Source organism: Endozoicomonas sp. OPT23, from assembly GCF_009653635.1.
Lineage (GTDB): Bacteria > Pseudomonadota > Gammaproteobacteria > Pseudomonadales > Endozoicomonadaceae > Endozoicomonas_A.
Genome location: NZ_PPFD01000006.1, coordinates 639734 through 655089, shown reverse-complemented (window position 1 = coordinate 655089; position 15356 = coordinate 639734). Strand labels below are relative to the sequence as shown.

Here is a 15356-nt window from a genome sequence, read left to right as displayed (position 1 = left end):
AGAGCAGGGGTGAAAATCGGTCAAACTCACTGTGGTACCAATAGTGTCAACGGACAGTTCATCTTTAATCCAGTCGCTGGTGTACTGGAAAGCGCATTGAAAATTATCCGGTTTACCGTCACAGCAAATACTAACGGCAGAATCGTCCCGGTTAAGCTTCAGTAAATTCTGGTAAATACCGGCCAGAACAGCTTCAAGAATAAGCATGACTGCTTCACGGTTATACAGGCTGTATGTTTTGTGAGTGGCACTTCCCAGTTGCATATTGATGCCATCAGGATCAGAAAAAAATTTCTCTATATGGTTCTCTGCCAATTGTTCAGGTGTCAGAAGCGGTTGTATAAGGTAGGCCGAATAGGATGTCCCCTTACCTTTTACTAACGCGGTTGTTGTGGGCATGACGGGCAACTCAAGCTCTGTATAGGCAACCAGAGCGGCCTGGTGAGTTAAAATAAAATTATTGGCCTCCTCCTGGGATTTAAAACCGGAAAATCGGCGTAGAGCAAGGCCAGGAAAGACATTGTCGATAGAAAAAACAACTGAAAACTGCCCTCTACCCACCACGCGGATATTGGCTGTTTCGATGACTGGATACTGCTCCTTGACGTCAATTTTAAGTGTATCTTCCTGATTCAAAAAATTACCAGGTAGCTGTTTTTCAAGGTAATTAAGAAAACTCAGATAGTAGCCTTGATTCTGATTAAGCCCTCTTGCTTTTAGCTCTGTGTCTTCAGGCGTAAACAAGAGTGTTCTTCTTGCGTACTGACTTTGCCGTTGAAGATAATCGATCGGGTATAGCATGTCAGAAGCATCATACTCGACACAAACATCGTAATGAGATGCTCCATCATGGATGTAGTGACAAAAGAAGGTTTTATTGCTGCTTGGCGGACTTGATTGGAGAATACGCTTGGATGTTACTTGGCGGAATGGCCACTCACTGCTTTCTTCTGTGCTATTTCTAATAGCCAGTCGAACTTCAAACTGCTCTGCTGCACTGGAAAAAAAACCAGGAAAACCGGGTAGGATCCTGTCGCTGATGCCCATCCCCTCCAGCTGACCATCTTTTACCTTCCATCTAAGCTCTCGGGTTGCGAACGCGGCTTCCAGAGCTTTAGCAAAATTTTTTTCTTGTGGAGAGATATAAAAATTAAAGGGCTTCTGCCCCAACTCTTGTGTTGGTGTTCCCGGGACCGCAGGCGTCTGCCCCGGATTTCCCTGAATAGTAACACTGATGGGACCTGACTGATCGAACTTGATAATGATCTTGGGATAATAGTCCTGACTTGTGTTAAGGCCCGTGATCTCCTTAATAATTCTGCCAAGCTGTCTGAACAGGTCTTCATATTGAATGACCTTTTCAGCATCACTAACAAGTCCGGCATAAGTAAATTGTGGAAAAAGAAAAGTTGTGATCAGAAAGCAAAATAACCTGATAGATTTCACAGCTGATGATTTTGGTTTTAATAAAAGTTCAGATTTATATTTCATCAAACATGTAATCAGCTTCTTGTCCTGCAGAAGAGTTAATTAACTGGGCAGGTATGATTTTTTTAAGACAGCTCGGCGAAAAGGTAAACAGCATTTACAAAGCTATGCTTTTCTCCTTTTATAAATCATAAAAAGAATAGACCAGTTAAAAGGCTAGCTTATGGTTTTTTTAGATAATTATGATTACTTAATAATGTTTATAAATGCTTATATAAAGTCGATTTTATCTGGCTATCAACTAGCGGATGATGAGATGAGGAGAGGGGCCTGCCTGGTCGAATAGTTCGCCAGACAGCATATTTATCTATTTAAGTCAGTAGGCCAGCACGAGCCAGTTGCCACTGTTTTTGTTGTTCCTGAAGCAGGGTTTTTAACTCTTCATATTGTTTATGAACATCAGAGGTTTCCCAATTCTGCTTTAGTTCTTCTTTTTTCAATTCGACCCATTGCTGGCGAACCTTTGACCACTCTTGCCAGGTCTGGCTGATGGCTTCGTATTGTTCTTCAAGGTTCTTCAGAGCCTGCTGACAGGTCAGCTTCTCACTGGCGTATTTAAATTGCATATCGATACGGGCTTTTTCAATACGATAGTTGCTGACGCGTTTTAACCCTTTGGTCAGTCCAACTTTGGAACCAAAGTAAATGATCCATTTAGTCGGGTCATAGTGCCACCAGCGGATACCGTTGCGGTAATCGTATTGAAATATATGGTGGTAGTTATGGTAGCCCTCTCCCCAGGTTAAAAGAGCGAGAACGCCGTTATCCCGAGCCGTATTTTTGTCGGTGTAAGGTCTTTTACCCCAGATATGAGCAAGTGAGTTGATAAAGAAGGTGAAATGATGGCTCAGTACCAGTCTCAGAACACCAGCCAGTAGTAATGCTGCAACTACGTTACCGGTTAACAGGCCTGCAATTAAAGGAAAGCCAATGTTGGTAGCCAGTACCAGGAGAAGGTAGTACTTATGCTGCCAGACCACAATGGGGTCACGCTTCAGATCTTTGATGTTGGAGAAATCGCTTGCTTTCGGATCGTATTCTTTCAACATCCAGCCAATATGGGAGAACCAGAAACCGCGTTTGGCAGAGTAAGGGTCTTTGTCATAATCATCGACAAAGGCGTGGTGACGGCGGTGACCAGATGCCCAGTGCATAATGCTGTTCTGAGTGGCCATGGCTCCCCAGATGGCAAACCAGAGACGCATGCTCCAGTGTGCTTCATAGGCTTTATGAGACCAGAGTCTATGGTATCCAGCCGTAATGGCTGTGCCGTTAAAAACAAGGAAAAGACCAGCTATGATAATGTCTGCGGCAGTATAGCCATAGTGAAAGCCATACCAGGGAATCAGGGTTACTGCCGCAACAAACGTCAGGGAAAACAGAAGCGTGTTAACCCAGATACGACGGGGTTTATCCATTATGTTCTCTTTATTATATTGACAAAGAGACTCATTTTCTCATACCCGTTTCTGACTGTTAAGTATTTGCTGCAAACTGGCCGCTATTAGATGCAAAATACAGCAATTAACTCATCAATTCTTCCTGGCTGGTCAGCAGATGGATGAGCCATGAAGCCAGTCTTGCGGTACGGGAGTCATGATCGTATTTTGGGTTGTACTCGGCAACATCAATCACTCTTAGTTTTTCGCTGCTTTTGATAACTTGCAGTAATGTTTCAGCTACTTCCAGAGGAATGCCCCGCACAGAAGGTTCGCTGACACCTGGGGCCTGCCAGCCAGAGAACACACTGAGGTCAATACTGAGATAAACGTGATCGACCATGCCAGTGAAGCACTCCAGTTCTTCGATCAGAAACTCATAGTTGTCATCATTTACCTGATCATCGGTGAGCCAGGCGACATCCAGCTCGTCAGCCTGTTCAAACTGCGCTCGAGTGTTACTGGTTCGACTTATACCCAGGCACAGATAGTGAAAGGGGTTGTGATGTTGCTGGCAGTGTTCATGCACTTGTCTAAAAGCAGTGGTTGAAGAAGCACCTTTATCAGAGGGCTGAAGATCAAAACAACTGTCAAAATTAATGACACCAATGTTGATATTTTTGCGGCTTTTGCGATCGAGACTCAGGTGCTCAATCAAGCCTTGATAACCTGCCCAGGTGATCTCCTGGCCTCCACCAAGGCCGAGAGGTAGCATTCTGTTGTTTAGAGCACGGCTAACGGCTTCGCTGTATTCACTTTGAGCTTTATCAAGATTCTTGTTGGTACAGACAATGTTGCCCATATCATAGGCCTGATCGGCCCTGTTCCAGGGCAGGTTGCATAACGAACTGCGGATAGCATCAGGCCCTTCTTCAGTGCCTAGACGACGCTGGCTTCGTACAGACCCTTCGTCAGATGCCAGCCCGATAATAGCCAAGCCAGGTTCGCCTTTATGGGCATAGAACGGTTTTACCTGCTGGTGCCAATATTGTGACGAAGGGTCTTTGCCCTCTTGTTCAATGCGGCCAGTCCAGATACTTTGATGGTAAAAAGTTTGCTCAGGCATGAAGTAAACACCCTCTCGCTCTAAAGAAACGGTTCAAATGTTTCCTTATTATGATATTGGCGCAGTATTCGATCAGCTAAGGCAGTAGACCCTGATAGGTGGCGGCCTTTCGAAAATACTTGATAGCAGATTAAACCCAGAATAGAAAAAGCGACAGTCTCCAGGGCAGTTAAAGATAAAAATAATAGCTTGAATCAATATTTCTATTCATAGAAGAGAGAGGCTGCAGCCAGAGCAGGCTGCAGACGTTATTCTGGAAGGTATTTGATCGCTTTTAGTTCTTCAGTGCTTCAAGAATGGTTTCAGCGTTGCTGACGTCAAAGCTCTTTGCTGCTTCAACATTCAACAAGGTGACAACACCATCTTCAACAATCATGGCATAACGCTGTGAGCGAACACCGCCAAAGCTGCCGGTGTTCATATCCAGACCAATAGCCCTGGTGAACTCGGCATTACCATCAGCAATCATGGTGAGGTGCTCTGCATTCTGGGATTCACCCCAAGCTTTCATGACAAATGAGTCATTAACCGACAGGCAGGCAATTTCGTCAACGCCCTGTTCTTTAATCTGGTCGGCCAGAACAACATAACCAGGAAGGTGTGCCGCAGAGCAGGTAGGTGTAAAGGCACCCGGTAGAGCAAAAAGCACTACCTTTTTACCTGCAAAGAAATCGGTTGAATTAACGGACTCACCATCGGTTAGGCTCAGGCTAACGGTTGGCAGCTTATCACCTGTCTGGATCATGTCGTGGTATCTCCTGACTTTATTCTGGGAAGATGGTTGAAGTCTGGCTGATTGTAAAAGATATCAAAGGAGATACAAGGTTATAAAGTATCAAGCCAGTGACGTCAGACCCCTTCTGTATCAAGCGACATAGAAAGGGTCAGTTATTCAGCAGGCTGACTTCATCCAGTAAATCTTTCAATTGTTCCATTTTCTCTGGACTCAGGCCTTGGGTCAGTCTTGCATAACTTTCCTCAACTGTTGGTGCCATTGTGTCAAGAAGTTGAGTGGCTTTTGGAGTGGCTCTTACAAGTATACGTCGATGATCTTCTGAGGATTTACGGCGGCTTATATAACCTTGTTGCTCCAGACGTTGAATAATACCGGTCAGGCTTGGACTAAGAATACAGCAGGCTTCGGCAAGCTTTTTCGTTTCCAGCTCTTCAACATCGTTGAGAACCCGCATAACGCGCCACTGCTGTTCAGTAATGGAATATTCCTGAAGCATGGGACGAAAAAAGCTCATAGCAGCTTCTCTGGCCTTCAGTAACTTCAATGGAAGAGAGTCTTCGTACTTACGCATTTTGTTAGATAAAACAGCTGGTTACAGGAATTAGAGCGGATTGTGTGCATCTTGAACTTGATAATCAAGGTCAGGAGAAGCTTTTGGGATGGGTAATTACCCTTACCAGTCAGCCAGTACCGAGACTCACAATGCCATTAGGACAATCCGCTGAACAGCTAGAAACTTAGGTCAAAGCCTAGTGGTTGGCAAACATCTGAAACCTGCTTTTGCTATCAAAAATGGTTGCTATCTTGCGTAGGTATTGCAGCACTAAGGCTGCAATAAAATAATAAAAGACAAAAATCATTCGACAGTTGTCTTCAAAGAGATGGATAGCTGAATTGTCAATAAGCGTCAGTGTTCAGTTAACTGAATGCCTTTAGGGAAAATCATAATTTTCCGCATTTTGTAAAGTTTTCCGATGGCCATCTTGAAACTGCGTTTACTGACACCGAAAACCTTTTTAATCTGCTCCGGATCGCTCTTGTCATTCATCAACAGGATGCCGTCAGAGGCTTCCAGTTCCGCCATGATTCTGTCACAAATAGTATCGATTTCTGATTGATCGAATCCGGGTTTTCTGAGGCAAAGGTCGATTTTTCCATCAGGACGCAGGCGTTTGATAAAACCGTTTAATCGGGTGCCGGTCCTAACATTGGAACCAATCTCCTGATTAAACAGCAGGCCCTGATACTGACCATTGATGATGGCCATAAAACCCAGATCTGTCTTGTCACTGACCAGCAAGGATACTTCCTGACCATCCTTGAGGTCTTCCGGTTTCTGATCAATAAAACGATGCAGACGGCTGGAGGCAATAATACGTCGGCTGGTGTCATCCTGATGCAGGTATACGACATAAGACATATTAGGAAGCATTTTTACCCGCTGCTCGCGGAATGGGACCAGCAGGTCCTTCCCTAAATTCCAGTCAAGAAAAGCACCAACCTTGTTGACTTCCTTAACCTTCAGGAAGGCAAATTCGCCGACCTCGGCCAGTGGTTTTTCGGTGGTGGCGATCAGGCAGTCATCGGAGTCCAGATAAACGAATACATCCAGTTCGTCTCCTACTTTACAGTCTTCAGGAACAAACCGTTTGGGCAGCAGAATTTCATCGAACTGACCGCCGTCGAGAAATACGCCGAAGCCGGCACGGTCAACCACTTTCAGGCGATTGTGCTGACCTACTTTCACTGCTGTATGGGACATCTTGCTCTTCACGCTGTAAAAATAGCGATTATATCATTGAAGTTCATTCAGCGTATGAATCCCTTGGTTATGTCTTGTACTGTTTTTTAATGGCATTAATGCGGACTTAACTTTCCGGTAAATAAACGTAATATGAAATGATTCATAAGTGTGCAAGCGCATACAGTGGAATATTTAATTGTTATTTGCCTGCCGCAGGCGGGCAAATAACCTATGCAATCAGATGTCTGAGTATTTGTTCGGAACGACATTAACTGGAGATGCCAATGGCTTCGCTGTACTTCTATTTTTCTTCCATGGATTCGGGAAAGAGTACATACCTGCTGCAGTCTGCCCATAACTATGAGTCGGCAGGCAAGCGGGTACTGGTTCTTACACCGGGCATAGATGACCGTTATGGCATGGGTAAGGTTACTTCTCGCATTGGCCTGCAGAAAGAAGCCCTGGCTATTTCAGCCAGGGATGACCTACTTGAACAGATTGGTCAGCAGCATAAGGAAAACAGATTGTCCTGCATCATGATCGATGAAAGTCAGTTTCTTTCTGAACAACAGGTCTGGCAGTTGTCGAATGTCGTTGATCAGTTGGGGATTCCGGTGTTGTGTTTTGGTCTTCGTACAGATGCTTTCGGTGAAGCTTTTCCTGGCAGCAAGGTATTACTCGCTATTGCAGATGAGCTGTGTGAAATCAAAAGTATCTGCAAAAAATGTGAGAAAAAAGCCAGTATGCAGGTTCGCCTGGACGGTGGCGGCAATGTGGTCAAGAGCGGTAATGTGGTTCAGATTGGCGGTAATGACTCCTACCTGTCAGTATGCCGCAAACACTATAAAGCCTTGATGGCAGATTAATTCGTATCACGAAAATACCAGTGAAGACGTTACTTTCTCAGCGCAGGCGGGGAAGTAACTATTTTGTCATTGAGAACGCCCCCTAGGTGACTTGTCTATCCAATCCGTACGAGCACGGATGCAAGCGATATAACTTTTCTGTATATTTGCCTTTCATTTTTGCATATAGAAGTTCGCATTGTGTTGGATGCCGAGATAGCCCATTACTTATTAGCCATGCTGGTGGTATTTTTTGGCGCCTGGGTGCAAGGCATGATCGGCTTTGGTCTGGCGGTCGTCTCTGCTCCGGTGCTCTATCTTGTGGCACCACAAATGGTGCCTTCTGCACTGATTTGTGTCAGTTTTTTTACCGCTCTGCTTGGTCTTAGACGTTACCGTGAACAGATTGACTTATCACAGATCAAGTATGCTATTGCTGGTCGTGTGCCGGGTTCTCTGCTGGGCGTTTTACTGTTGTCGTTTGCTACCCGCGAGACAATGAGCCTTCTGATCGGCGTATCTGTTCTGCTGGCTGTTCTGGTCAGCCTGAGTCGTATTAATGTTCAGGTCAGTAAGCAAAACCTGTTATTTGCCGGTTTTATTTCGGGAGTAACAGGTACCACCTCCTCGATTGGCGGCCCACCTGTGGCTCTGGTTATGCAGAATGAAAGTGGTGATCGCATTCGCTCTGGCATGTCAGCCTATTTTGCCTTTAGTAATCTGATTTCTCTGGCCTTTCTTGCGGCTGCAGGCTTGTTCGGTTTGGATGACTTTGTGATGGCGCTAGCACTGTTACCCGCTATATTGGCAGGGAATAGCTTGTCCAGAAAACTGAGCCTGAAAGTGAACCAGCGAATAATTCGCCATATGCTGTTGCTGATCTGCAGTTTTGCGGGCGTCAGTGCCCTGGCTTCTGCTCTTAACTAAACCCTCCTGTGAACGCTTAGCTGAGATGTTTTTGAAAAGTATCTGAGCTTCACTATAAAAGTGCATTACAGCGCTTGTCTGATGTCAGTGCATTTCAATGGTGCATAACGACTGTTTAATTGAATTCTCAGATTAAGGCGATGGTTATAGTAATCATCGCCTTTTTTCATTGTTGGCCTGTCTGTTGCTTAGTCAAAGAAAAACAACGATAAAACTTTTAAGGACGGACAATGGCTGAGAAGCAATCCCTGGTTGTTGTGGGCAACGGCATGGTCGGTCATCGCCTGATTGAAAACCTTGTGGAAGCAGGCGGCCTGAACCAGTTTGATATCACAGTCTTTGGTGAAGAACCCCAGGCAGCTTACGACAGGGTTCATTTAAGTGAATATTTTACCGGCTCATCTGTAGACGACCTGTCACTGGTTTCTGAAGGCTTCTATGACAAGACGGGTTTAAACCTGATTCTTGGTGATCAGGTGACCGCCATAGATGCTGATCAGAAAACAGTGCAATCAGAATCAGGGCTGACTGTGGCGTATGATCGACTCGTTTTGGCAACCGGTTCTTATCCTTTTGTCCCACCTGTAACAGGGCATGATCGTGAAAACACCTTTGTGTATCGAACCCTCGACGACCTGGATGCCATCAGAGCAACGGCAGCAGGGTGTAAAACCGGCACAGTAGTCGGAGGGGGCCTGCTTGGACTTGAAGCTGCGAAGGCTCTGAAAGACCTGGGATTGCAAACGCATGTCGTGGAGTTTGCGCCAAGGCTGATGGCCGTTCAGGTCGATGATGATGGCGGCGCTTTGCTGCGGAGAAAAATTGAAGAACTCGGGGTGCAAATTCATACCAGTAAAAACACCCGGCAAATTGTTGATGGTGACAATGCGTTCCATCAAATGCAGTTTGCCGATGGTGAATCCCTGGATACGGATCTGATACTTTTTTCTGCCGGTATTCGCCCGAGGGATAATCTGGCGAGAGAGTCAGGGCTAGAAGTGGGTGAACGTGGTGGCATTGTTATTAACGATGATTGCCGTACATCCAGAAAAGATATTTTTGCGATCGGAGAGTGTGCGCTCTGGGAAGGGAAGATCTTTGGTCTGGTGGCTCCTGGCTATCAGATGGCCAAGGTGGTTGCCGGTCAACTGACCGGTTCTTCAGAGAGTCGTTTCAAAGGTGCCGATATGAGCACCAAGTTGAAGCTGATGGGGGTTGATGTTGCCAGTATCGGTGATGCTCACGGTGCAACAAAAGGAGCGATCAGTTACCGATTCAGTGATGAAGAGCAGCAGTCGTATAAAAAACTGGTAGTGTCTGCCAATAAGAAAAAACTGCTGGGTGCTGTGCTGGTCGGTGATGCCTCCGATTATGGCAACTTGCTGCAAATGACGCTGAACAGTATTCGGCCGCCAAAGAATCCGGCTGAGTTGATACTGCCTGCCAGCAGTGGCCAGACAGAAGGGCAGGGTATCGCTGCATTGCCTGAGACGGCTCAAATCTGCTCCTGCTTTGATGTCACCAAAGGGGATCTTTCCTCGGCTATATCTGCTGGATGCCAGGATATAGCCAGTCTAAAGTCAGAAACCAAAGCCGGTACGGGGTGTGGAGGTTGTTCAGCACTGGTTAAGCAGGTGCTCGACCATCAGCTGACAGAACTGGGAGTGGAGGTTAAAAAGGATCTCTGTGAACATTTTGCTCATTCACGGCAGGAACTTTATCACCTGATTCGCGTAGAAAAACTGACGACTTTCAAGGAAGTCATTGCTTCCCATGGGCAGGGCAGAGGCTGTGATATCTGTAAGCCTACAGTGGGTTCTATTCTTGCCTCATGCTGGAATGATTTCATTCTTAAAGACGACCATGCACCGCTGCAGGACACTAATGATTATTTTCTGGCCAATATGCAGAAAGACGGCACTTATTCAGTAGTGCCCAGAGTGCCGGGTGGTGAAATTACACCGGAACGTCTGATTGTTATTGGTGAAATTGCTAAAGATTTCAATCTCTATACCAAAATTACCGGTGGCCAGCGTATCGATCTGTTTGGTGCCAGAGTTGATCAGTTACCGCTGATCTGGCAGCGAATGGTGGATGCCGGCATGGAAACCGGTCATGCCTACGGTAAGTCCCTGAGAACCGTTAAGTCCTGCGTTGGCAGTAACTGGTGTCGCTATGGGGTGCAGGACAGCACCAGTATGGCAATCGCTATTGAGCATCGTTATCGAGGAGTGCGCTCTCCACACAAATTCAAAATGGCTGTATCCGGCTGTACCCGTGAGTGTGCGGAAGCCAAGAGCAAGGATGTCGGTGTTATTGCCACAGAGTCAGGCTGGAATCTCTATCTGGGCGGTAACGGTGGTATGAAACCAAGGCATGCAGACCTGTTTGCTACCGGCCTGAGTGATGATGAACTGGTGCGTTATATAGACCGCTTCCTGATGTTCTACATTCGCACGGCTGACCGATTACAGCGGACGTCGGTCTGGCTGGAAAACCTTGAAGGCGGGCTGGAATATCTGCGCGAGGTGATTGCTAACGACAGTCTTGGGATTTGCGCAGAGCTGGAAGATGAAATGACGCATCTGGTGAGCAGTTATCAGTGTGAATGGAAGAACACCTTGTCAGATGATGAAAAACTGAAGCGTTTTAATCATTTCATCAACAGTGATCAGAAGGACCCTGCGGTTGTTTTCGTTAATGAACGTGAGCAAATCCGTCCTGCAAGGCCTGATGAAAAATCCGAACAAAAAATTGCCGTCCAGCAACTGTAAGGAGAACAGTGATGACTAATACTCATTGGAACCATGTCGCACATTTAGACCAGCTGCTGCCTGATCTCGGTGGTTGTGTATTGGTTAATGATCATCAGATAGCACTCTTTCATCTTGCAGGTAAAGTTTTTGCATTGGATAACTACGACCCGTTCAGTTGTGCCAATGTGATTTCCAGAGGCCTTACGGGTGACTTGAACGGCAGGCTGGTGGTTGCTTCGCCAGTCTATAAACAGCATTTTGATCTGGAATCCGGCCAGTGTCTGGAAGATGAAAATATTCGACTGAATGTCTACCCCGTTAGCGTTATTGATGATCAGGTGTATGTCTGCAGTACTGTACTTGCAACAGAGGTAGCCTGATATGAGCGCTGCCGTTAAGCGACTGCTGGTGGTTGGTAATGGAATGGGTGCGGTTCGGTTTCTGGAAAAACTTGTCGAGTTCGGCGCTGAATCCTTTCAGGTCACAGTGTTGTCAGAAGAAGATTTGCCGGGATACAACCGTATTCAGCTTTCTTCATTGCTGGCAGGTAATTGCTCTTTATCAGACATTCAGTTGCAGAGTTTAAGCTGGTACCAGAGCAATAACATTACTCTGTTAATGGGTGCCGAATATAAAGCGGTCAGTATTGATCGGAACAATAAACAGGTGACCACCAAAGTTGGTGATTGCTTTGATTACGATGAGCTGGTGCTGGCTACCGGCTCAGTGCCGAACCGAATCCCGGTTTCGGGTGCAGACCTTGATAATGTTATTGCCTTTCGAACCCTTGATGATGTGAAAGTCATGCAGAGCATTGCCTCAGGTCAGGGTGCTGTTGTTATTGGTGGTGGCTTGCTGGGACTTGAATGTGCAGCAGGACTGGCAGCGCAGGGTTTGCATGTGACTGTGATCGACACCATGCCTTACCCGATGCCAAGACAGCTGGATGCAAGAGCAGGAGAACTCCTGAAACAAGCGATGGAGCAAAAGGGGGTTGCCTTTCGTTGTGGCGCTCAACTGGAGTCGTATCTTGGCCATAATGGCACAGTCAGTCATGTGCAGCTAAAGAGTGGAGAAAGACTTTCCACTGAACTCGTGGTGGTGACCGCAGGTGTCAGACCTGACATCAGTCTCGCGGTTGAGGCGGGCCTGGATTCAGGTAGAGGTATATGCGTTAACGACCGTATGCAGACATCAGACCCTTCCATTACTGCCCTAGGCGAGTGTGTTCAGCTCGGGGAGCAGCTGTTTGGTCTGGTTGCTCCGGTTTACAGTCAGGCGGAAATTGCAGCTAAGAGACTAACGGCCAGATCGGGTGAGCGATTTGTTTCCGAGCCGGTTCCTGCACGGTTAAAGGTGGCAGGCGTTGAGGTTTTTTCTTGTGGACGACACTCAACAGATGAAGAGGCAGGTGATGAAGAAATCATTCTTGATGCAGGTCGGCTGGGTGTTTATAGAAAATTAATCGTCAATAACGGCTGCTTGCAGGGCGTATTGCTGTTTGGAGACACTGCTTCGGGTAGCTGGTATCAGACGTTACTGGAAGAGCAGCAGAACATTACGGCAATCAGGCAGCAGCTGATTTTTGGTCAGGAATATATGGACTCCATGACCGCTTCGATCGTTGATCGAGCTGCATAGGGATAAAGCAAAATGTCGGATATTAAAATCATCAAAACCACCTGTGCCTACTGTGGTGTCGGATGTGGCATAAAAGCCAGTGTGCTTGATGAACAGCAGCATCTGATCGAGGTCAGTGGTGATACTGAACATCCTGCTAACTTTGGCCGACTCTGTTCTAAAGGCAGTGCTCTGGCGGAAACGATTTCTCTGGAAAACAGACTGTTGTCGCCTTCTATTAATGGCAGAGAAGTCGCGTGGAGTGACGCTCTGGATGATGTCGCAGGCAGATTGAAGGAAACCTTAGCGAAATATGGTCCTGAGTCTGTAGCCTTCTACGGTTCCGGGCAGTTACTGACCGAAGATTATTACGTTGCCAATAAGTTGATGAAGGGGTTTATTGGCAGCGCCAATATGGATACTAACTCCAGACTTTGTATGGCATCGACCGTAGCCGGTCAGAAAAGAGCTTTTGGCGCTGATGCGGTATCAGGTAACTATCAGGATCTGGAGTTGGCTGATCTTCTCGTACTGATCGGCAGCAATACCGCATGGTGTCATCCGGTACTGTTTCAGCGGATAAGGGCTGAAAAGGAAAAAAGGCCCGAACTCAAAATAGTCGTGATTGATCCACGTAGAACCGAAACCTGTGATATCGCTGACCTTCATCTGGCTATTCGTCCAGATGCGGATATTGAATTGTTTAATGGCCTGTTCAACTACCTTGTTGATCGGAGTTTTTTGGATAGCGATTTTATCGAAACATCTACATCAGGCATTGATCAGCTTCAAGGCAGTAACACCGACCTGCTTTCTGTAGCCGAAATTGCAGACTACTGTCGTCTGGATAAGAAAGATCTTGAGCAGTTTTATCAATGGTTTGCTGATAATGACAAAACAGTAACTTCCTGGTCCCAGGGAGTGAATCAGTCGACATCAGGTACCGATAAGGTTAATGCCATCATCAACTGCCACCTGCTTACAGGTCGTATTGGGAAACCGGGTGCAACGCCCTTGTCGTTGACCGGACAGCCCAATGCCATGGGTGGCCGAGAGGTTGGTGGATTGGCAAATCAGCTTGCGGCACATATGGATTTTTCTGATCCTGCTGATATTGATCGTGTGGCTCGATTCTGGAATACAGATAATATTGCAGAAAAACCCGGGCTGACTGCAGTTGATCTGTTTCAGGCAATGGCCGATGGGAGAATCAAGTTCGTCTGGATTATGGCAACTAACCCTGCGGCCAGTCTTACTGATACGGATAAAGTACGAGAAGCTCTGGCTAAATGCCCGAATGTTATTGTCTCTGACTGTGTGCAGGAGACGGACACCTCAGCGTTTGCCCATGTAAAACTGCCTGCGGCTGGCTGGAGTGAAAAGGAGGGTACGGTCACCAATTCCGAACGTAGAATTTCCCGACAAAGGGCGCTTCTGCCTTTATCCGGTCAGACGAAGCCGGACTGGTGGATTATTTCTGAAGTTGCCAAACGTCTTGGCTTTGAAAACGCGTTCAACTATCAGAAACCTGCAGATATTTTTCGTGAGCATGCGGCACTGTCCGGATTTGAAAACAACCTGCAGGGTAAAAAGAGAGCATTCAATATTTCAGCGTTAGCTGAGATCACAGAACAGGAATACGATGAAATGCTCCCTGTGCAGTGGCCGCTTGTGGCAGACAACAAAAGCAAAAATGACCGCCTCTTTGTGGATGGAGTATTTTTTACCCCGGATGGTAAAGCTCAGTTCATAATGCCTCAAAAAAAACTGTTCCAAAATAACAATAAAGGTGAAGAATCGTTATACCCCTTAACACTCAATACCGGCAGGGTACGTGACCACTGGCATACCATGACTCGGACAGGTTTAACTGAACGACTTGGTCAGCATATTGAGGAGCCCTATGTCACGGTTCATCCAGAGACTGCAAAAGTGTACGGGCTATCGAAGGATGGTTTTGCCCGAGTAAAAACAGCAGCAGGGCATTCTACGTTTAAAGTGCATATATCAGATGCTATGGCAATGAATGAACTCTTTATTCCCATTCACTGGACTCGAACGCATTCCAGAACAGGGCTGGCTGGTTGTTTGATGACATCAGAAACGGACCCTTTTTCACGACAGCCAGGTTTTAAAAATATCCGTGCTGCTATTGAATCAGTGAATTTCAGTCATAAAGCGGTGTTAATCAGCCGGGAAAAAGTGAAACTGACAAGCTTCAGCTATGCCACTGAAGTCAAGCAGGAAGGTTGTTATCGCTATGAACTGGCAGGTTATTCAGAGCTTACAAAGCAGTGTCTTGGTGTGCTTGAAGGAAAGGATAGGGAAGAAGGAAAAGCACAGCCACTGACGTATAGTAATCCTTTGTCGGATAGCCTTACTGCCGCTGTTTACAGCAACGGACAGATTGATGCTTTTGTCATTGTCGGTGAGTTATCACTTCCAGTGGATCGTAACTGGTTAAGGGGCAAGTTTGCCGTTAGGTCAGAATCAGCTGTACCAGAGTGGCAGCTGTTAGCTGGTGTTTCATCTTCAGGCGACAGCTCGGATAAGACAGTCTGCAGTTGTATGGGAGTGGGAGAAAAGACGATTTGTCAGGCCATTGAAGAGCATGCTTTGGTGTCAGCAATAGAGGTTGGAAAAGTCACTAGGGCAGGAACCAATTGTGGCTCCTGTATTCCTGAAATCAACCAGCTGATAGCGAGTGCTAACCCGCTTCAGAAGGCCAGCTGAAA

11 protein-coding genes are annotated in these 15356 nt (G+C 46.5%); 6 read left to right on the top strand and 5 right to left on the bottom strand.

Annotated elements, in window-relative coordinates; translation table 11 throughout:
- Positions 1–1799: 1799 nt before the first annotated feature.
- The 5 genes from EOPP23_RS16825 to EOPP23_RS16805 all read right to left on the bottom strand — a co-directional run bounded on the left by EOPP23_RS16825 (position 1800) and on the right by EOPP23_RS16805 (position 6491).
- The gene (locus tag EOPP23_RS16825; protein WP_153767139.1) at positions 1800–2906 is read right to left on the bottom strand and encodes a fatty acid desaturase; all 1107 of its coding nucleotides are present in this window, start codon (positions 2904–2906) and stop codon (positions 1800–1802) included.
- A 106-nt stretch (positions 2907–3012) separates the two neighbouring features.
- A complete protein-coding gene (gene hutG / locus EOPP23_RS16820) occupies positions 3013–3993 on the bottom strand; it encodes a formimidoylglutamase (protein ID WP_153767138.1) in 981 nt (326 codons plus the stop codon).
- A 274-nt stretch (positions 3994–4267) separates the two neighbouring features.
- Positions 4268–4738 (bottom strand): peroxiredoxin, encoded by a 471-nt coding sequence (locus EOPP23_RS16815; protein ID WP_153767137.1) that lies wholly within the window; start codon positions 4736–4738, stop codon positions 4268–4270.
- A gap of 139 nt (positions 4739–4877) precedes the next feature.
- On the bottom strand, positions 4878–5300 hold the full coding sequence (gene hpaR, locus EOPP23_RS16810; protein WP_153767136.1) for a homoprotocatechuate degradation operon regulator HpaR: 423 nt from the start codon (positions 5298–5300) through the stop codon (positions 4878–4880).
- Between the two features lie 336 nt (positions 5301–5636).
- Entirely contained in the window at positions 5637–6491 is an 855-nt protein-coding gene (locus EOPP23_RS16805) for a S1 RNA-binding domain-containing protein (RefSeq protein WP_153767135.1), read from the bottom strand.
- A gap of 266 nt (positions 6492–6757) precedes the next feature.
- Between EOPP23_RS16805 and EOPP23_RS16800 the strand changes: the two genes are divergently transcribed.
- From EOPP23_RS16800 to EOPP23_RS16775, 6 genes are all read left to right on the top strand, one after another.
- Positions 6758–7339, top strand: a complete 582-nt coding sequence (locus EOPP23_RS16800; RefSeq protein ID WP_153767134.1) for a thymidine kinase — start codon at positions 6758–6760, stop codon at positions 7337–7339.
- A gap of 180 nt (positions 7340–7519) precedes the next feature.
- Positions 7520–8245, top strand: a complete 726-nt coding sequence (locus EOPP23_RS16795; RefSeq protein WP_153767133.1) for a sulfite exporter TauE/SafE family protein — start codon at positions 7520–7522, stop codon at positions 8243–8245.
- Positions 8246–8475: 230 nt separating this feature from the next.
- Positions 8476–11019 (top strand): nitrite reductase large subunit NirB, encoded by a 2544-nt coding sequence (nirB, locus tag EOPP23_RS16790; protein ID WP_153767132.1) that lies wholly within the window; start codon positions 8476–8478, stop codon positions 11017–11019.
- 11 nt (positions 11020–11030) lie between these two features.
- The gene (gene nirD / locus EOPP23_RS16785) at positions 11031–11381 is read left to right on the top strand and encodes a nitrite reductase small subunit NirD (RefSeq protein ID WP_153767131.1); all 351 of its coding nucleotides are present in this window, start codon (positions 11031–11033) and stop codon (positions 11379–11381) included.
- 1 nt (position 11382) lies between these two features.
- Complete coding sequence (locus tag EOPP23_RS16780) at positions 11383–12642, top strand: NAD(P)/FAD-dependent oxidoreductase (RefSeq protein ID WP_153767130.1); 1260 nt, start codon at positions 11383–11385, stop codon at positions 12640–12642.
- 12 nt (positions 12643–12654) lie between these two features.
- Positions 12655–15354, top strand: a complete 2700-nt coding sequence (locus EOPP23_RS16775) for a nitrate reductase (protein ID WP_153767129.1) — start codon at positions 12655–12657, stop codon at positions 15352–15354.
- Positions 15355–15356 lie beyond the last annotated feature (2 nt).